The sequence below is a fragment of the Phenylobacterium sp. genome, from assembly GCF_016793225.1.
Taxonomy (GTDB): Bacteria; Pseudomonadota; Alphaproteobacteria; order Caulobacterales; family Caulobacteraceae; genus Phenylobacterium.
In genome coordinates, this window is record NZ_JAEUMN010000186.1 from 77803 (window position 1) to 97050 (window position 19248).

13 protein-coding genes are annotated in these 19248 nt (G+C 70.6%); 8 read left to right on the forward strand and 5 right to left on the reverse strand.

Translation table 11 applies throughout. The features are described 5' to 3' along the window. Positions 1 to 59: 59 nt before the first annotated feature. On the forward strand, positions 60 to 2873 hold the full coding sequence (secA, locus tag JNK30_RS21840; RefSeq protein ID WP_293485704.1) for a preprotein translocase subunit SecA: 2814 nt from the start codon (positions 60 to 62) through the stop codon (positions 2871 to 2873). Positions 2874 to 3029: 156 nt separating this feature from the next. On the opposite strand, the gene JNK30_RS21845 is transcribed toward secA, so the two are convergent. Further along, positions 3030 to 4652, reverse strand: coding sequence for a GMC family oxidoreductase (locus tag JNK30_RS21845; RefSeq protein WP_293485706.1), 1623 nt, complete (start codon positions 4650 to 4652; stop codon positions 3030 to 3032). Positions 4653 to 4675: 23 nt separating this feature from the next. Then, positions 4676 to 6544: an alkyl sulfatase dimerization domain-containing protein gene (locus JNK30_RS21850; protein WP_293485708.1), complete on the reverse strand. Its 1869-nt coding sequence runs from the start codon at positions 6542 to 6544 to the stop codon at positions 4676 to 4678. 86 nt (positions 6545 to 6630) lie between these two features. Between JNK30_RS21850 and JNK30_RS21855 the strand changes: the two genes are divergently transcribed. Continuing rightward, positions 6631 to 7866 carry a flavin-dependent oxidoreductase gene (locus tag JNK30_RS21855; RefSeq protein ID WP_293485710.1) on the forward strand — a complete coding sequence of 412 codons (1236 nt, stop codon included), beginning with the start codon at positions 6631 to 6633 and terminating at the stop codon, positions 7864 to 7866. A gap of 505 nt (positions 7867 to 8371) precedes the next feature. Here the strand turns inward: JNK30_RS21855 and JNK30_RS21860 are convergent. Further along, complete coding sequence (locus JNK30_RS21860; RefSeq protein ID WP_293485712.1) at positions 8372 to 9760, reverse strand: carotenoid oxygenase family protein; 1389 nt, start codon at positions 9758 to 9760, stop codon at positions 8372 to 8374. A 110-nt stretch (positions 9761 to 9870) separates the two neighbouring features. On the opposite strand from JNK30_RS21860, the gene JNK30_RS21865 reads away from it, so the two are divergent. Beyond that, positions 9871 to 10458 (forward strand): TetR/AcrR family transcriptional regulator, encoded by a 588-nt coding sequence (locus tag JNK30_RS21865; RefSeq protein WP_293485713.1) that lies wholly within the window; start codon positions 9871 to 9873, stop codon positions 10456 to 10458. A 328-nt stretch (positions 10459 to 10786) separates the two neighbouring features. Beyond that, a complete protein-coding gene (locus JNK30_RS21870; protein WP_293485715.1) occupies positions 10787 to 11938 on the forward strand; it encodes an epoxide hydrolase family protein in 1152 nt (383 codons plus the stop codon). Between the two features lie 4 nt (positions 11939 to 11942). On the opposite strand, the gene JNK30_RS21875 is transcribed toward JNK30_RS21870, so the two are convergent. Beyond that, positions 11943 to 12416 (reverse strand): YbjN domain-containing protein, encoded by a 474-nt coding sequence (locus JNK30_RS21875; protein ID WP_293485717.1) that lies wholly within the window; start codon positions 12414 to 12416, stop codon positions 11943 to 11945. A 113-nt stretch (positions 12417 to 12529) separates the two neighbouring features. Between JNK30_RS21875 and JNK30_RS21880 the strand changes: the two genes are divergently transcribed. Beyond that, positions 12530 to 13537, forward strand: a complete 1008-nt coding sequence (locus JNK30_RS21880) for a low specificity L-threonine aldolase (protein WP_293485719.1) — start codon at positions 12530 to 12532, stop codon at positions 13535 to 13537. A 300-nt stretch (positions 13538 to 13837) separates the two neighbouring features. After that, positions 13838 to 16804 carry a TonB-dependent siderophore receptor gene (locus JNK30_RS21885; RefSeq protein WP_293485721.1) on the forward strand — a complete coding sequence of 989 codons (2967 nt, stop codon included), beginning with the start codon at positions 13838 to 13840 and terminating at the stop codon, positions 16802 to 16804. Between the two features lie 105 nt (positions 16805 to 16909). Here the strand turns inward: JNK30_RS21885 and JNK30_RS21890 are convergent, their stop codons facing one another. Next, a complete protein-coding gene (locus JNK30_RS21890) occupies positions 16910 to 17869 on the reverse strand; it encodes an acetyl-CoA carboxylase carboxyltransferase subunit alpha (protein WP_293485723.1) in 960 nt (319 codons plus the stop codon). A 175-nt stretch (positions 17870 to 18044) separates the two neighbouring features. Here JNK30_RS21890 and JNK30_RS21895 point away from each other — a divergent pair, with 175 nt between their 5' ends. Both JNK30_RS21895 and JNK30_RS21900 read left to right on the forward strand, forming a co-directional pair. After that, positions 18045 to 18830 (forward strand): glycine zipper 2TM domain-containing protein, encoded by a 786-nt coding sequence (locus JNK30_RS21895; protein ID WP_293485725.1) that lies wholly within the window; start codon positions 18045 to 18047, stop codon positions 18828 to 18830. 193 nt (positions 18831 to 19023) lie between these two features. Next, on the forward strand, positions 19024 to 19248 hold a 225-nt coding region (locus JNK30_RS21900; RefSeq protein ID WP_293485275.1), incomplete at its 3' end, for a hypothetical protein.

Genomic DNA, 19248 nt, shown 5'->3' on the forward strand with positions numbered 1-19248 from the left:
CCGCAGGGGCTTCACGTTGACTTGCGCGGGGGTAGTCCTTAAGTCACCCACGCCCCGAAATGCGCATTTTTCCAGGCGGGCGAAGGGCCACATCGCCGCCTCACGGATACCTTCCCTTGAGCATCTTCCAACGGTTCTTCGGCTCCTCCAACGACCGCAAGGTCAAGGCCTTCTCCGCGCGCGCCCTGAAGGTCACCGCCCTGGAACCGCAGATGAAGGCGCTGTCGGACGAGCAGCTCCGCGCCAAGACCGCCGAGTTCCGCGACCGCCTCGCCAAGGGCGAGACCCTGGACCAGCTGCTCGAGGAAGCCTTCGCGGTCGTGCGCGAGGCCGCCTGGCGGGTGCTGGGCCAGCGGCACTACGACGTCCAGCTCGTCGGCGGCATGATCCTGCACCAGGGCGGCATCGCCGAGATGCGGACGGGCGAGGGCAAGACGCTGGTCGCCACGGCGCCGGTGTACCTCAACGCCCTCGCCGGCAAGGGCGTGCACGTCATCACGGTCAACGACTACCTCGCCCAGCGCGACTCCGAGTGGATGGGCCAGGTCTACCGCTTCCTCGGCCTGACGGTGGGGGTCATCGTCCACGGCCTCAGCCAGGGCCAGCGCCAGGAAGCCTACGCCAGCGACATCACCTACGGCACGAACAACGAGTTCGGCTTCGACTACCTGCGCGACAACCTGGTCTACGACCCGCGCGAGATGGTCCAGCGCGGCCACAACTTCGCGATCGTCGACGAGGTGGACTCGATCCTGATCGACGAGGCCCGTACGCCGCTCATCATCTCGGGGCCGACCGACGACAAGTCCGACTTCTACCGGACCATCGACCTCCTGGTGAAGGAGCTGATCCAGGACAAGGAGACCTACGAGTACGACGAGAAGCAGCGCCAGGTGATGCTGACCGAGCACGGCTCGGAGAAGATCGAGGAGATGCTGCAGGCCGCCGGGCACCTGGAGGAGGATTCCGCCGGGCTCTACGACGCGGCCAACGTCTCGGTCGTCCACCACGTGAACCAGGCGCTGCGCGCCAACGTCATCTACGTGCGCGACAAGGACTACATCGTCCGTGCGGGCGAGGTGATCCTGATCGACGAGTTCACCGGCCGCATGATGCAGGGCCGCCGCCTGTCGGAAGGCCTGCACCAGGCTATCGAGGCCAAGGAAGGCGCCGTCGTCCAGCCCGAGAACCAGACGCTCGCCTCGGTCACCATCCAGAACTACTTCCGCCTCTACGCCAAGCTGTCGGGCATGACCGGCACGGCCGCCACCGAGGCGCAGGAGTTCATCGACATCTACAAGATGGACGTGGCCGAGATCCCGACGAACCGCCCCGTGGCGCGGATCGACGAGGACGACGAGGTCTACCGGACGTCGCGCGAGAAGAACCAGGCGATCATCGCCCAGATCGAGGAATGCCATCGCCGCGGCCAGCCGATCCTGGTGGGCACGGTCTCGATCGAGAAGTCCGAGCAGCTCAGCGAGCTGCTGAAGGCGCACACCTTCGAGCTTAACGGCAAGACGATCCGCGGCATCCCGCACAGCGTCCTGAACGCCCGCTACCACGAGCAGGAGGCCATGATCGTGGCCGACGCCGGCGTGCCGGGCGCCGTCACCATCGCCACCAACATGGCCGGCCGCGGCACCGACATCCAGCTCGGCGGCAACGTCGACATGAAGGTGCTGAAGTGGCGCGAGGACCAGCTCGCCGCCGGCGTCGAGGTCACGCCCGAGATGGCGCTGGCCCACAAGGCCAAGGTCGAGGCCGAGATCGCCGACCTGAAGCAGCAGGCGCTGGCCGCGGGCGGCCTCTACGTGCTGGGCACCGAGCGCCACGAGAGCCGGCGCATCGACAACCAGCTGCGCGGCCGGACGGGCCGCCAGGGCGACCCGGGCCGCTCGAAGTTCTTCCTCTCGTGCGAGGACGACCTCCTGCGCATCTTCGCCGGCGAGCGGCTGGACGCGATCATGCGCACCTTCGGCGTCCAGGACGGCGAGGCGATCACCCACAAGTGGCTGAACAGCGCCATCGCCACGGCGCAGAAGCGCGTCGAGCAGCGCAACTACGAGATCCGCAAGAACCTGCTGAAGTACGACGACGTCATCAACGACCAGCGCAAGGCCGTCTTCGAGCAGCGCCAGGAGTTCATGGAGGCGGAAGACCTCCAGGAGATCATCGCCGAGTTCCGCAACGACACGATCGCCGACCTCGTCAACCGCCACCTGCCGCCCAAGGCCTACGCCGAGCAGTGGGACATCGCGGGCCTCGACGCGCACCTGCAGCAGTACCTGGGCCTGACCCTGCCCGTGGCCGACTGGGCGGCCGAGGAAGGCATCGCCAACGAGGAGATCGAGGAGCGCATCCGCAAGGCGGCCGACGAGCGCGCGGCTGAGCGCAACGCGCTGGTGGGCGACCACATGCGCAACGTCGAGAAGAGCTTCCTGCTGCAGATCGTCGACCAGCAGTGGCGCGAGCACCTCATGCACGTGGACCACCTGCGCACGGTGATCGGCCTGCGCGGCTACGGCCAGCGCGATCCGCTCAACGAGTTCAAGACCGAGGCCTTCACGCTCTTCGAGAAGCTCCTGGTCGACCTGCGCCAGAACGTGACCCGCTGGCTGATGACGGTGGAGTTCCAGTTCGAGGCGCCGCCGCCCCCTCCGAACCAGCGGACGTTCGAGGTGCACCTCGACCCCCTGACGGGCGAGAACGAGGCGGAACTCGGCTACGTGCCGGACGGCATCTCGGCCGAGCAGCGCCAGGCCCTCCCCGTCTCGGCCCTGCCCGACGGCTGGGAGGACACCGGCCGCAACCAGCCCTGCCCCTGCGGCTCGGGCAAGAAGTTCAAGCACTGCCACGGCTCGCTGGTCTGAGCGGACGCCGCCGCTGTCATCCCGGTTTCGCCGCAGGCGAAGACCGGGACCCATAGACTCCGTCTCTCCGGAAGACGCTCAGCGCCGCCGCCGCGGGTCGTCCCGCCATCGGGCGGATTCCGGCTCTCCGCGCGGCTTCGGCCGGGACGACAGAACCTAGCCCGCATCCTCCAGGACGAACCGGGCGCCACGGTCGGCGATCATGATCGTGGGGGTGTTGGTGTTGCCCGAGGTGATGGTCGGCATCACCGAGGCGTCGATCACCCGCAGGCCCTCCACGCCGAACACCCTCAGCCGCGCGTCGACCACCGCCATCGGGTCGCTCGCCAGCCCCATCTTCGCCGTCCCGACCGGGTGGAAGATGGTGGTGCCGATATCGCCGGCGGCCTTGGCCAGAGAGGCGTCGTCGTCGCCCACCGCCGGCCCCGGCAGGTGCTCGGCGGGCCGGTACGCGGCCAGCGCGGGCTGGCGCATCAGCCGCCGCGTCACGCGGATCGCGTCGGCGGCGACCTGGCGGTCCTCGGGCGTGGCCAGGTAGTTCGGCGCGATCCGGGGCGCGTCCGCCGGGTCGGGCGAGCGCAGGCGGATCGTCCCCCGCGACGTGGGTCGCAGGTTGCAGGCCGCCACCGTCACCGCCGGGAAGCGGTGCAGCGGCTCGCCGAAGCGGTCCAGCGACAGGGGCTGGACGTGGAACTGGATGTTGGCCCGCTCGTGCTCGGGCGACGAGCGCGTGAAGATGCCCAGCTGCGACGGCGCCATGGTGAGCGGCCCGGTCCGGAGCAGCGCGTACTCCAGGCCCATGACCGCGCGGGTGACCAGGTTGTGGTAGCGGGCGTTCAGCGTCGGGACGCCGCTCACCCGGTAGATCGCCCGCTGCTGCAGGTGGTCCTGCAGGTTGCGCCCGACCCCCGGCCGGTCGGCGGTGACCGGCAGGCCCAGTTCGCCCAGCCACTCGCCCGGGCCCACGCCCGAGAGCTGCAGGATCTGGGTGGAGCCCACCGACCCCGCGCTCAGCACGACCTCGCCCCTCGCCCGCGCCTCGAACCGCTCGTCGCCGCGCCGGAAGGCCACCCCGGCCGCGCGCCGGCCGTCGAACAGCACGCGCTCCACGACGACGCCCGTCTCCAGCCGCAGGTTGGGCCGCTTCAGCGCCGGCGCCAGGAAGCCGCGCGCCGCCGACCAGCGCAGGCCGCGCCGCTGGTTCACGTGGAACAGGCCCACGCCCTCGTTGTCGCCGGTGTTGAAGTCGGAGGTCGCCGGGACGCCCATCTCCACGGCCGCGCGGGCGATGGCGTCCAGCACCGCCCAGCGGACGCGCGGCGGCTCGACGCGCCACTCGCCGCCCACGCCGTGGTGCTCGCTGTCGCCCAGGAAGTGGTCGTCCAGGCGGCGGAAAGCGGCGCGCACGTCGTCCCAGCCCCAACCGGTCAGCCCCAGCTGGCGCCAGTGGTCGTAGTCGGCCGCCTGCCCGCGCATCGAGATCATGGCGTTGATCGCCGACGAGCCGCCGACCACCTTGCCGCGGGGGTACTTCAGCGCCCGTCCGTTCAGGCCCGGCTCGGGCTCGGTCTCGAACATCCAGTCCGAGCGCGGGTTGCCGATGGCGAAGAGGTAGCCGACCGGCACGTGGAACCAGATCCAGTCGTCCTTGCCGCCCGCCTCGAGCAGCAGGACGCGGTTGCGGGGATCCTGCGACAGGCGGTTGGCCACCACGCAGCCGGCCGAACCCGCGCCGACCACGATGTAGTCGTACTCGCCGTCCAGCTCGCGCCCCGTCATGCCGCCCGCCCGCGCGCCGTCGCTCAGCGGGTCACGATCGGGAACGCGGGCCGCGGGGCGCTCAGCCAGCCGAGCAGCCGGCCCAGCGCCGCCCTGTCGCCGCCGGTCGCCGTCGCCGACAGGTCCGCGCCCGCCAGCGCGCCGGCCAGGAACTGCGAGCGGGGCAGTGCATAGGCGGCGTCCGCCGCGCCGCCCTTGGGGTCGGCCTCGTAGGTGAGCACGTCGTGGCGCACCGCCACCCGCCAGCGCTCCTTGCGGTCCGGGAAGACCAGGTCGACGCTGAGCGCCTGGCCCTTCGACTTCGCCGGGTCCAGCCGGACGGCGAAGAGGTCGAGCAGCATGTGGGTGGGCGTGTTGCGCAGCGTCTCCACCGCCTGCGGCGCGGCGGCGCCGGCCTGCACGCCGTCGCGCAGCTCGCGGGCGGCCGTGAGGTACATGTTGCGCCAGGTCGAGGCCTCGGCCGCCGCGCCCTGGCGGTCGTAGACCCTGGCGAGCAGGTCCCTGGCGCCCCGGTCGTTCGCGTCGGCCATGACCAGCCGGTTCAGGAGCTCCGCGGCCCAGCGGTCGTCGCCCTTCGCGTAGGCGTCCTGCGCCGCCGCCAGGACCTTCGCCGCCCCGCCCATGATCGCCACGTAGCGCGCGGACTCTTCGGCCGGCTCCAGCGGCGCCAGGTTCACCGGGTTGGCGTCGTACCAGCCCATGTAGCGCTGGTAGACCGCGCGGGAATTGAAGCTGACGGTCCCGTAGTAGCCGCGGTTGTACCACTCGCGGTCCAGCGCCTCGGGCAGCTTCAGGCGGTTGGCGATCTCGTCGGGCAGGAGGCCGTCGTTCATCAGCCGCACCGACTGGTCGTGCAGGAACTTGTAGGCGTCGCGATGCTTGGCGAGGTAGTCGCCGATCACCTCGCGCCCGAACCGTGGCCAGGCGTGGCTGGTGATCAGGATGTCGGACCGGTCGCCGTACAGGCGGATGGACTCGGTGAGGTAGTCGGACCAGGCCTTGGCGTCGCGCACCAGAGCGCCACGCGGGGTCAGGATGTTGTGCTGGGTGGCGTTGGCGTTCTCGGCCAGGTCCAGCACCTTCAGGTCCGGGAAGTAGAGGTTCATCTCGGCCGGCGCCTCGGTCCCCGGCGTGACCTGGAACTGGATCCGCACGCCGTCGACCACCAGCTCCTCGCCGGTCCGGGTGATCACCCGCGTCGGCGGAATGAGGCTCTGCGCGCCGCGCGCCAGGGCCGGGCCGATGCCGGCGCTGACCTGTCCCTCGGGGCCCTTCGGCAGGGTGACGCCGAACTGGTAGTTGGCGCGGCGGCTCATCGCGGGCCCGGCGATGATGTTCTCCGAGACCGCGTGCTCCAGGAACCCGTCCGGCGCGATCACCTGGACGCGGCCGGCGTCGACGTCGGCCTGCGACGTGACCCCGCGCGCCCCGCCGAAGTGGTCGCCGTGGCTGTGGGTGTAGATCACCGCCACCACGGGACGCGCGCCGAGCCTGGCGTTGGCCAGCTCCAGCGCCGCGCGCGCGGTCTCCACGACGGTGAGGGGATCGATGACGATCCAGCCCGTCTTGCCCGCGACGAAGGTGACGTTGGCGATGTCGAAGCCGCGGACCTGCCAGACCCCCTTGGTCACCTCGAACAGGCCGTGCCGGGCGAGAAGCTGCGACTGGCGCCAGAGGCTCGGGTTCACGCTCGCCGGCGCCGGGCCCTTCAGGAAGTCGTAGGCCGTCAGGTCCCAGGCCACCTGGCCGTTCTGGGCCGGGATCCTCGGGTCCGCGCGCGTGCCCAGATAGCCCCGCTCGGCGAAGTCGAAGTCGCGGCGGTCGTTGAAGTCCGGCGCCGCGTGGGCGGCTCCGGCCAGGGCGAGCGCGGCGGCGATGATCAGAGTCCTCATGCCCGACCCATGGCGCTGATGCGCCAGCTTGGCAATCGACCAGGGCCAACTTGACTTCCCCAGGCGTTGCGCCCGCAAATCGGCTCATGGGCGTGGTCGTCATCGGGGCGGGAATCGGCGGGCTCACGGCGGCCCTCAGCCTCCACGCCGCAGGCGTGCCGGTGCAGGTCTACGAGGCGGTGGCCGAGATCCGGCCGCTGGGCGTCGGGATCAACCTGCTGCCGCACGCCGTGCGCGAGCTCACCGAACTGGGGCTGGCCGAGGCGCTGGCCGCCAACGGCGTGGCCACCGAGGCCCTGGTCTACGCCAACCGCCACGGCCAGGAGATCTGGCGCGAGCCGCGGGGCCTCGCCGCCGGCTACCGATGGCCGCAGTACTCCATCCACCGCGGGACGCTGCAGATGCTGCTGCTGGCCGCCGTCCAGGCGCGGCTGGGCCCCGGCGCCGTGCGGCTCGGGCGGGCGGCGGCCGGGGTCGATCCCGCGGGCCGCCTGCGCCTGTCCGACGGCGAATGGGTGGAGGCCGAGGTGATCGTCGCCGCCGACGGCGTGCACTCGGCCGTGCGCCGCCAGTTCCATCCCGCCGAGGGCCCGCCGATCTGGAACCGGCGCGTGCTCTGGCGCGGCGTGACCGACACCGCGCCCTACCTCGGCGGGCGCACCATGGTGATGGCCGGCCACGCCGAGCAGAAGTTCGTCTGCTATCCGATCGACCCGGCCGCCGCCGCGCGGGGCCGGTCGCTCGTCAACTGGATCGCCGAGCTGCGCTTTCCGGACGGCCCGGAGTGGCGGCGCGAGGACTGGAACCGGCCGGGCCGGCTCGAGGACTTCGCGCCCCGGTTCGAGAGCTGGGACTTCGGCTGGCTGCGCGTGCCCGAGGTGATCGCCGGCGCCTCGCACGTGTTCGAGTACCCCATGGTGGACCGCGACCCGCTGGAGCGCTGGACGCACGGACGGATCACGCTGCTGGGGGACGCCGCGCACCCGATGTACCCCATCGGCTCGAACGGGGCGTCGCAGGCCATCCTCGATGCGCGCGCCCTCGCCTTCCACCTGGCGACGAAGCCGGCCGACGCGGCGCTGGCCGCCTACGAGGCCGACCGCCGTCCGGCCACCAGCCGGATCGTGCTGGCCAATCGCGGCGAGGGCCCCGAACGGGTGATGCAGCTCGCCGAGGACCGCGCCCCGGGCGGCTTCACGGATGTGACCCAGGTGATCCCGCGCGACGAGCTCGAGGCCGTGGCGACGTCCTACAAGCAGGTCGCCGGCTTCGACCGCGAAACCCTCAACACCCGCCCCTCCCTCACCCCGCCCACGGCCTAGCGGCAGGGTCCCCTTGCAGGGGAAGACCGGACTCACCCCCAACCCCTGTCATCCCGGTTTCCGCGCAAGCGGAAGACCGGGACCCATAGACTCCACCTCTCCGGATAAAGCGCGGCGTCCCCGCCCGCGGGCCCACCCCCACATCGGCGCGTATGGGTCCCGGTCTTCGCCTGCGGCGAAACCGGGATGACAGCCGTGAGGACGGGGCCGGTCGATGCTCCCCCCCTGGGGGAGCTCGCGAAGCGAGAGGGGGTCCTGCCCCAACCCCCTGTCATCCCGGTTTCCGCGCAGCGGAAGACCGGGACCCATACACTCCGCCTCTCCGGATTAAGCGCGGCGGCCCCGCTCGCGGGCCCACCCCCACATCGGCGCTTATGGGTCCCGGTCTTCGCCTGCGGCGAAACCGGGATGACAGCCGTATGATGCTCCCCCCCTGGGGGAGCTCGCGAAGCCAGAGGGGGGCCGGGCCGCTCCCCTTGCCGCAAGGGGACCGCGAAGCCCCCCCCTAGAAGCTCGCCCAGTTGCCGTGGAAGCCGAACGGCACGCGCCGCGGGACCTCGGCGGTGGCGATCGGGCCCTTGGCGATGTCCTGCGCCTCGAACACCAGCATGTCCGAGCGGTCCTCGGCCGCGCGGTAGACCACGGCGGTGACCCATCCGTCGCCCTCGGCGGCGTCGGCCGAGCGCGGCACGAACACCGGCTCCGACGGCATGTCGCGGCCCTCGAATTCCCAGACCTGCCGCTTGCCGGTCGCCAGGTCGATGTGGGCGATGGCGTTCATGCGGATCGTCGAGGCGCTGGTGGAGTCCGCCGCGTACCAGCCGTGGCGGTGCTTCAGGGTCTCCACCCGCGGGTCGACGCGCGGGAACTCGCCGTCCAGGTCGTCGAGCGGGGTCTCCTTGATCGCGTCGGAGTTCCCGGCCAGGTCGAAGGTCCAGCGCACCAGCCGCGCCGCGGCCTTGTCGCCGGGCGAGCCGTCGGCCTTCGGGAACAGCGGCGCCACGTTGTAGCGCATGACGTCGCAGTGGATCTTGTCGCCCTCCTCCCAGCTGTTCAGCGGGTGGAAGACGTAGCAGGCCTCGGTGTTGAACCAGCGGATCGACGAGACGTCGCCGTCGCGCCGCATCACGCCCACGTAGGCGCCCTTCTCCGGCTCCCAGGCGAAGCCGGGCAGGCCCTTCATCGCCCGCTCCAGGCTCGCGGTCAGGGGAAGGATCGGGAACAGCACATGGTTCTCGGTGACCATGAAGTCGTGGACCATGGCGGCGAACGGCGCCTGGAAGTCGTCGCGGCGCACGACGTTGCCGGCCGCGTCGGTGACGCCGTAGCTCATCCCCGCCGAGAGCGGGGCGCCCACGCCGTAGCCGAACCAGACCATCTCGCCGGTCTTCGGATCCAGCTTCGGATGCGCCGTCGTCCGGTCGCGGTAGTCCTCGCGGTAGCCCACCGTCTCGAGCGTGTCGGCGCGCATCTCGGTCGGCATGTGGCCTTCCTCCAGCGCCAGCAGCTTGCCCGCGTGCCAGAGGATGTTGGTGTTGGCGACGCCGCCGTCCTTGCCGAACACGGACGGGTCGCCCGCCATCGGATTGAAGCCGCCGAAGAGCGCGCGGCCCGCCTCGTTCTCCAGCTTCCACTTCGGCGTGCGGACGTAGCGGTTGCGGTACCGCACCTTGCCGTCCTCGACGTAGAAGCCGTGCACCATCCCGTCGCCCGTGAACCAGTGGTAGCTCTCGGGCTGGCGCGGTTCGAACTGCGGGTTCGGGCCCGTGCGGAACAGCGCGCCGCGCATCTCGGCGGGGATCTCGCCCTTCACGGTCAGCGCGAAGTCGTCCTCGGTGTGGATGGGGGCGAAGTTGCCCGCGAGGTAGGGATTGATCCGAGCGTTCCCGTCCATGGCCAAGCTCCTCGACCTGTTGTCTTTCTTACGTTGTAAATTGATGTCGAAGCGGGTAGCCCTTGGCAAGCGCTTTCTTTGCGGATCACACACACGGCATGCCTCGCGTCTTGACCGAATCCGACGTCGCCGACTTCCGGGACCGCCTGTGCGGGGTCGCCGAGCGGCTTTTCGCGGAGCGCGGTCCCGATGCGGTCACCATGCGGCAGCTGGCCTCCGAGCTGGGCGTCTCGCCGATGACCCCCTACCGCTACTTCCAGGACAAGGACGACATCCTGGCCGCGGTCCGGACCAACGCCTTCAACCGCTTCGCCGAGGCGCTGGAGACCGCGCGGGATGGCGCGAAGGGGGCGCGGGCCAAGGGGGCGGCCGTCGGCGAGGCGTACGTGAACTTCGCCTTCGCCAACCCGCACACCTACAAGCTGATGTTCGACCTCAACCAGCCGCTCGAGGGCGACTATCCCGAGCTCGTCGAAGCCGGCCGCCGCGCGCACGCCAACATGACCGCCTGGGTCGAGGACCTGATCGCGGCGGGCGAGATGGCGGGGGACGCCGAGGAGATCGGCGCCATGTTCTGGGCCGCCACCCACGGCGTCATCGTCCTGGAGATGGCCGGCAAGCTTCCGGCCGGCGCCTCCCGCCGCCTCCACGACCGCCTCGGCGCCACCCTCGCCCGCGGCCTCCGCGCCGGCGGATGAGGGAGCCCGCTGGGGGTAGCTCGCGAAGCGAGAGGGGCCCCACCCCAACCTCCTGTCATCCCGGTTTCCGCGCAAGCGGAAGACCGGGACCCATAGACTCCGCCTCTCCGGATGAGGCGCGGGCGGCCCCGCCCGCGGGCCTTCCCCACACCAGGCGCGTATGGGTCCCGGTCTTCGCCTGCGGCGAAACCGGGATGACAGCCGTGAGGACGCGGTAATAGATGCTCCCCCCCTGGGTGAGCTCGCGAAGCGAGAGGGGGTCCGCGCCGGCGCTTGACGAGTCGTGGGGGAAGGCGGGCACGTAGGCGGGATCATCGGGAGGCGCGCAATGGCCGACATCCAACCCTTCGAGGTCCGCTGGGCGGACGAGGACGTGAACCGGGTGCTGGACCAGGTGCGGGCCTACCCGTGGCCCGTCGAACCCGAAGCGCCCGACGGCTGGAACTACGGCTGCGACGGCGCATACCTGCGGGCCCTGTGCGACCACTGGACCTCGGCCTACGACTGGCGCGCCGCCGTGGCCGACCTCAACCGCTTCCCTCAGCACACGGCGCGCGTCGAGGACTTCGACATCCACTTCCTGCACGTGGTGGGCGAGGCCGGCGGCCGCCGGCCGCTCCTGGTCACCCACGGCTGGCCGGGCTCGCACTACGAGTTCTGGGGCGCGATCGAGAAGCTGGCGTTCCCGTCGCGCTTCGGCGGCGATCCCGCCGACGCCTTCGACCTGGTGGTCCCGTCGCTGCCCGGCTTCGGCTTCTCGTCCAAGCCCCGGCGGCCCATCGGCCAGCGCACGACGGCGCGGCTCTTCAACACGCTCATGACCGAGGTGCTGGGCTATACGACCTACCTCGCCCAGGGCGGCGACTGGGGCGCCATGGTCACCTCCTGGCTCGGCCGCGACCACGGCCGCTCGGCGCGCGCCATCCACCTCAACATGCTGGGCTTCCGCCCGCACGACGGCGTGCAGACGGACGAGGAGCGGGCGTGGGCGGCGCGGCAGGAGGCGGCCGCCGGCATGATGGGCGCCTACCTGCGCCTGCAGGTCTCCAAGCCCCAGTCGATCGCCTGGATGGGCGCGGGCAACCCGGTGGGCCAGGCCGCCTGGATCGTGGAGCGCTTCCACGACTGGTCCGACCTCAGCCGGAAGTCGCTGGACGAGGTCTACGGAAAGGACCGCCTGCTCACAAACGTCATGATCTATGTGATGACCGGCAGCTTCACGACCGGCGCCTGGTACTACCGCGGGCTCATCGAGGAGGGCGGCCTGGCCTTCGAGGCCGGGGAGCGCTGCGAGACGCCCACTGCCTTCGCGAACTTCCCCGGCGAGCCGCTCTATTCGGCGCCGCCGCGCTCGTTCGCCGAGCGGGCCTACAACGTGACGCGCTGGTCCGACATGCCCCGCGGCGGGCACTTCGCGGCCATGGAGGAGCCCGACCTCTTCGTGGACGAGGTCCGCGCCTGGGGCCGCGAGGCGGGCTGACGGCCTACCAGTTCACCAGCTTCTTCAGCTCGGGCAGGTAGCCCAGGAAGGTGTTGAAGTCGTCCTCGACGGCTTCCCAGGTCCCGCCCGGGGCGAGGTTGCCGTCGTACTCGAACGAGACGTCCCCGTCGGTGTCGAGATAGGCCTTGATGTACCGCTTCTCGCGGTTGAAGGCGTTCACCTTCTCGAGGTTCGGCGTGTCCGGGCCCTTGTCGAAGCCGACGTAGTACTGGAGCGCCGCGCAGCGGTCCTTCCTGCAGTCGTAGAAGTAGACCGAGAAGCGCAGGCCGTCGGCCCCCGAATCCACGTGCGCGTCGCCGTCCTTGTCCTTCTGGATGTCGGCCTTGTAGCCGTTGTCCTCCAGCCAGCGGGCGTACTCCACGGCGGTCAGCCCGCCCTCCGGCAGCGGCTTGCCCGTCGCGGTCGCCGCCGCGCCGCAGGCCCAGGCGACGCACGCCGCCAGCAACCAGATCCTCATCACAACGCCCCGACGCCACTGTTCCGGGGGCCACCAAACACCCGGCCGCGGCGCCCATCAAGCCTGCGGTGACGCTTGCCCGCGGCCGCCGGTCCCGGCAGAAGCTCGGCCGCATGGCCCGCTACGACTTCGCATCCGACAACACCGCGCCCGCCGCGCCCGAGGCCATGCAGGCGCTCGCGCAGGCCAACGCCGGCTTCGCCTCCGGCTATGGCGGCGACACGGTGAGCGCACGCGCCGCCGACCTCATCCGCGAGGCGCTGGACGCGGACGCCGAGGTCCGGTTCGTGGCGTCGGGGACGGCGGCCAACGCGGTCTGCCTGGCGGCGCTCTGCCGCCCGTTCGAAGCCGTGCTCGCGCACGAGCACGCCCACGTCTGCACCGATGAGACCGGCGCGCCCGGGTTCTTCGGACAGGGCCTGGGCCTGATCCGCCTGCCCGGCGCTTCGGGCAGGATCGACCCCGCTGCCCTGGCGGCCCCCCTCGCCGCCCCGGACGTCTCGCACCGCCAGCCGGCGGCGGCCCTGTCGCTCACCAACGCGACCGAGTACGGCACGGTCTACACGTCGGCGCAGATCCGTGCGCTCGTCGAGCCGGTCAGGGCCAGAGGCTACGGCGTCCATCTGGACGGGGCCCGGCTGGCCAACGCCGCCGCCTCGGGCTTCGACCTGAAGGCGATCCGCACCCTCGGGGTGGACCTCCTGGTGTTCGGCGGGACGAAGGCGGGCATGCCGCCCACCGAGGCCGTGGTCATCTTCGACCGGACCCTCGCCCGGCGCTTCGACGCGCGCCTGAAACAGGCGGGGCAGCTCCCGTCCAAGGGCCGCTTCTACGCGGCGCCCTTCATCGGCATGCTCGAGGACGGCGCGCTCCTGCGCCACGCCGCCCACGCCAACGCCATGGCGCGCCGCCTGGCCTCGGCCATGCCCTTCCCGGTCCGCCATCCGGTCGAAGCCAACGGCGTGTTCGTGGAGATGGACGAGGCGCGGCTCGCGGCGCTGCAGGCCAAGGGGTGGTTCGTCTACCGCTTCCTCGACGGTTCGGTCCGCTTCATGTGCTCGTGGGCCACGACGCCGGAATCCGTCGACGAGATCGCCGCGGCGCTCCGCACGCTCGCGTGACGGTTTGTGACCGGTTTGCCACCGGCGGTTTAGGGTCAGCTTTACCCCAGTGCGCCGAATGTGTGGCGCCAATGGCGCACATCGGCAGAAATTCGTAATCTTCCCCGACCGTTCGTCGACATTGTGGCGGCTTTTCGTTGCTCGCGTAACGGCTGCGTGACAGCTTCCGGCCTCACCTTTTCGGACGCCCCCTCTCCGCGTCGCCTCCACGGGCGCCGGAGCGGCGTGCGCTCGAAGGCGACCAACCGCCGGCGTGACCGGCAGACCCGACATTACTTTTGCCAGGCCGGGGGCCGCAGAATGAAAGTCCAGATGAACACCATGCTTCGAAGCGCGCTGCTCGTGTCAGCCGCCTCCGCCGGCCTGCTCGCCGGGCCGACCTACGCCCAGGCTCAGGCCGCCGACGAGGGCGTCGATGTGGGCGAGATCGTCGTCACCGGCTCCCGTATCCGCCGCGACACCTTCAATGCGCCGCAGCCCCTTTCGGTGGTCACGGCCGAGGCGATCCGCGAGTCGGGCAACACCTCGATCGGCGACATCCTGCTCGAGCAGCCGAACATCAACCCGGCGACCAACCAGCAGAACTCGTCCGGCACCCTGTTCCTCTCGGGCCAGACCCGCGCCGACATCCGCGGCCTCGGGCCGACGCGCACCCTGGTGCTGATGGACGGCCGCCGCCTGCCGTTCTCCGACGCCTCGTCGCCCGCGGTCGACCTCAACACCATCCCCTCGCTGATGATCGAGCGCATCGAGACGATCGCCGGCGGCGTGTCCGCGGTCTACGGCTCGGAAGCCATCTCGGGCGTCGTCAACTTCATCATGAAGAAGGAGCAGGAAGGCCTCGAGGTCGACATCCAGGGCGGCATCAGCCAGGAAGGCGACGGCGAGGAGAGCCGCCTCGGCTTCAACTGGGGCTCCAAGTTCTTCGACGACCGTCTGAACGTGCTGATCGGCGGCGAGTACGCCTCGCTCGACAAGATCATGCAGATCAACCGCGACGAGCTGTTCCCCGGCATCCGCCGCAACAACGCCACCGGCGTCACGGTCCAGGGCATCGTCCCGGCCAGCCGCAGCAACACGGCGCCGACCGCCACGTTCCAGCTGATCCCGGGCAACGTCATCGGCACCGCCCGGGCCGTCACGCTCGACTACCGCAACCCGACCAACGTCGTCCGCCTGTCGGCCAACTGCAGCACCGCCACCGTCCAGCCCACCTGCCAGGACGAGGCTCTGTTCTACGGCGCGACCTACAACGCCCTTCAGGGCAAGGCGAACCGCGGCGTGCTGCGCAGCTACGTCGACTACAAGATCGGCGAGACCTTCAAGGCCTTCGTCGACGCCTCGTACGTGAAGGTGACGGGCTACGGCATCTTCCAGCCGGCCTTCTCCAGCGCGGCGGGCGGCGGCACGATGCCGGTCGTCCTGCGCGGCGACAACGCCTACCTGAACGGCCCCGGCGCCACGGCCGCGGCGCTGCGCGCCGAGTGGCTCGCGGCGGGCAAGACCTTCACCCAGGGCTCGACGGCCAACGTCGGCAAGTTCTGGCAGGAGTTCGGCGGCCGTGACGTGAAGACCGAGCGCGAGCAGTACCGCGTCGCGGGCGGCCTCAACGGCGAGTTCGAGACCTTCGGCCGCAAGGTGCTGATGGACAGCTACGTCCAGTACTCGCGCCTCGACGGCCGGACCACGTCCTACAACGTGCCGAACATCGCGCGCGTGCAGCAGGCCACCGACGCCGTCCTCCTGAACGGCCAGGTCGTCTGCCGCAGCGATGCGGCCCGGCTTGCCGGCTGCGCGCCCTGGGACCTGATCAACGGCCCGTCGCGTGAGGCGATCCTGTTCGCCAACGCCAACTCGACCACGGACCAGAAGATCACCCAGACCGTCGCCGGCCTGAGCTTCTCGACCGACCTGTTCGAACTGCCGGCGGGCCCCGTCGGCACGGCGTTCGGCTTCGAGTACCGCAAGGAGACCAGCTTCTTCGCCCAGGACGCCCTGGGCGCTTCGGGCGCGCTGTTCTTCAACGCCATCGGCACCCGCCAGGGCGAGTACAAGGTGAAGGAAGCCTTCGGCGAAATCCGCATTCCTCTGCTGAAGGACCTGCCCTTCGCGGAAGAGCTGAGCGTCGAAGTCGCGGGCCGCGTGTCCGACTACTCGACGATTGGCGGCACCGATCAGTACCGCCTCGCCGCCACCTGGGTTCCCTTCGAGGACGTGAAGTTCCGCGCCAGCCAGGCCACCGCCGTGCGCGCGCCGAACATCATCGAGCTGTTCTCGCCCCAGAGCCGCAACTTCACGACCGCCGCCAGCGATCCCTGCGACGCGGCCGTGTTCCGTGGAGCCACCGCGGCCCAGCAGGCCGCCCGTCGCATCACCTGCGCCGCGGCGATCCCGGGCTACAACTCGGCGACCTTCCAGTCGAACTTCGGCACCGGCCGTCCGTCGCTGGCGCTGCTGCAGGGCGGCAACCCGAACCTGGGTCCGGAAGAAGCCCACACCTACCAGTACGGCGTCGTGATCCAGCCCCGCTGGGTCCCGAACCTCCAGATCTCGGTGGACTTCTTCAAGTACAACATCGACGGCCAGGTCGGGACCATCCCGATCAACACGCTGTTCCAGCAGCTCTGCTATGACGACTCGACGCGGCCGATCGCCTCGAACGAGTTCTGCCAGCAGATCATCCGCGATCCGACCGGCGCCCTCACCGGCGTCGTGGGCGGCGTCAGCGAGGTCGTCCTGGTCAACCAGAACGTCGCCAAGGTGAAGGTCGAGGGCTACGACTACTCGATCTCGTACGGCTTCCAGACCGAGGACCTGATCGGTCAGGACCTGGGCTCGCTGGCCTTCCGCATCGACGCGACGTGGATGTACCAGTTCCAGCTGCAGGGCCTTCCGGGCCAGGCGTTCACCCAGCTCGCCAACACCATCAACAACGCCACGCCCGAGTGGAAGGCGAGCGGTTCGGTGCGCTGGAGCTACGGCAAGTACTCGTTCACCTGGTCGACCCTTTGGATCGACTCGATGATCTCGAACAACGCGTTCCAGCCCAACCAGCTCGACCCGTACTACACGGGCGACTACTGGAAGCACGACATCCGTGCGACCTACCGGCTGAACGACCAGATCGCGCTGCGTGCGGGCGTGATCAACCTGTTCGACAAGTATCCGCCGGACCTGCCGGAAGTGTTCACCGGCACGGGCACGGGGTCGTCGCAGTACGACAACCGCGGCCGGTTCTTCTTCATCGGCGCGAACATGGAGTTCTAAGCCGGGGAGAGCCTCGAACGAACGGAGCCGCCGGGGCGACCCGGCGGCTCTTTTCTTTTGTCCCGATGATCAGGCCGCGCCGGCGTCGAAGGCCGGCGTCCGGGCCTACTGCAGGCCGCTGCGGCCGATGGCGTAGAAGCGCTCGGCGCGCCGGGCCTTCAGCTCCTCGGCCGACAGGCCCTCCAGGGCCTTCAGCTCCTCCTCGACCGCGTCGCCGACCAGCACCATGGCGACGTCCGGGTCGGAGTGGGCGCCGCCGGCCGGCTCGGGGACGATCCGGTCGACGATCTTCATGCCCAGCAGGTCCTGCGCGGTGATCTTCATAGCCTTGGCGGCCTCCGCCGGAGTCCGCGCGCCGCGCCACAGGATCGAGTTCGCGCCCTCGGGCGGGATCACGGAATAGATGGCGTGCTCCAGGATCAGCACGCGCGAACCGCAGGCGATGCCCAGCGCGCCGCCCGAGCCGCCCTCGCCGGTGACCACCGCCACCATCGGCACCTCCAGCATCAGCGCCTTCTCGGTGGACCGCGCGATGGCCTCGGCCACGCCGCGCTCTTCCGAGGCCATGCCGGGATAGGCGGCCGGGGTGTCGACGAAGCTGATCACCGGCAGCTGGAAGCGCTCGGCCAGCTCGAACAGGCGCACGGCCTTGCGGTAGCCCTCGGGCCGGGCGTAGCCGAAGTTGTGCTTCACGCGGGTGACCGTGTCGCGGCCCTTCTCGTGACCCATGACCACCACGGGGCGGCCCCGGAACCGGCCGATGCCGCCCATGATCGCCTGGTCGTCGGCGTACTTGCGGTCGCCCCGCAGCTCCTGGAACTCGTCGATCAGCGCGGCCACATAGTCCACGAAATGCGGCCGGTCGGGATGGCGCGCAACCTGCGTCTTCTGCCACGCGTCCAGGTTCGAGTAGGCCTCCACGCGCAGGGCCTGGGCGCGGGCGCGCAGGGCCTCGATCTCCTCGTCCACGCCGCCGCCGGCGGTCTCGGACAACTTGGAAAGCTCTTCGATCTTGGCTTCGAGGTCGGCGATCGGGCGCTCGAACTCGAGGTAGTGCGCGGCCATCTGGCGGTCGGTCCTGAAGGGGGGTGGACGCCCGGATCGGGCGGACGCGAGGCGGCGGAAACTAAGGCTGAACGGCCGCGCTCACAAGCCGCCAGCGCGACCACGCTCGCGTGTCCTCCGGAACGCTCAAGCCTGTCGGCCGTTTGGGCCGGTCGAGGGAGACCGGAGCGAGAAAATGTTGAAGCCCCTGAACATCGCGATGGCGTCGGCGCTTGCGCTGTCCACCGCCGCCACCCCCGTCCTGGCCCAGCAGTACCGGCCGACGGACGAGTATCAGCGCCAGCAGCGCGAGTACGAAGCCCAGCGCGGCCAGTACGAGGCGCAGCGCGACGGGTACGAGGCCCGCCGCCAGGATTACCGCGAGGCCCGCCGCGACTACCGCGCGGCCCGTCGCGACTACGACCGCCGCCTCGCCGAGTGGGAGCGCGCCCGGGCGATCTACGACCGCCGCTACGGCGCGGGCGCCTACGCCCGGCTCTACGCGCGTCCGGTCTGGGATCAGGTCTACTGGACCCGCAACGAGCCGCCGCCCTACGCCGGCTACTACGGCCGCCCCGCCTCGACCTCGACCGTGCCCTGCTCGAGTGACCGCGGCAGCACGGTCGCCGGCGGCCTGATCGGCGCGCTGGCCGGCGCGGTGCTGGGCAGCCAGGTCGCCTCGCGCGGCGCACGCACCGAGGGCGCGGTCCTGGGCGGCGTCGCCGGCGCCGTGGTCGGCGGCGCGATCGGCAACGCGCGCGACCGCGACTACAAGTGCGACGCCCGCGGCCCGTACTTCACCTACGACGAGACCATGCCCTACCGCGAGGGCCGCAACCGCTACTCGAGCAGCTACGATTCCAACTACTACAGCCGCCAGCGCTGCCGCCTCGCCGCCGCGCCGGTGGACGCCTACGGCCGCGACCTCCGCTACGTCCGCGTCTGCCCCGACGCCGAAGGCCGCTACCGCATCACGGGCTGACGCCCGAACCCAAAGGCTGGGGGCCTCGGCACACGCCCAGGCCCCCTCCCCCCTGTCATCCCGACCTGTCATCCCGGCCGAAGCGAAGCGGAGAGCCGGGACCCATAGACTCCGCGCCTCAAGCAAACCCCGGACGCCGCCGCCAAGCCGCCAAGCTTGACTTTGGCGGCTAGATGTTCTACTTTCGTTCTCCATGGCCGAAGCCCTCACCCCTGAGCGCATGGACGCCGCCCTGGCGCGCGTCCTCGACGCCTGCGTCGAGGGCGTCGAGCTCGCGAGGGGCCTCATGGCCCATGCCGCCGAGGGCCAGGACATCGAAGGCTTCGAACGCTGCGGCCGCACGGCCAACGCCTTCGCCCGCACCGTCGGCCAGGTCGTCCTCCTGAAGCAGCGCTTCGACCGCGAGCAGGCCGAGGCC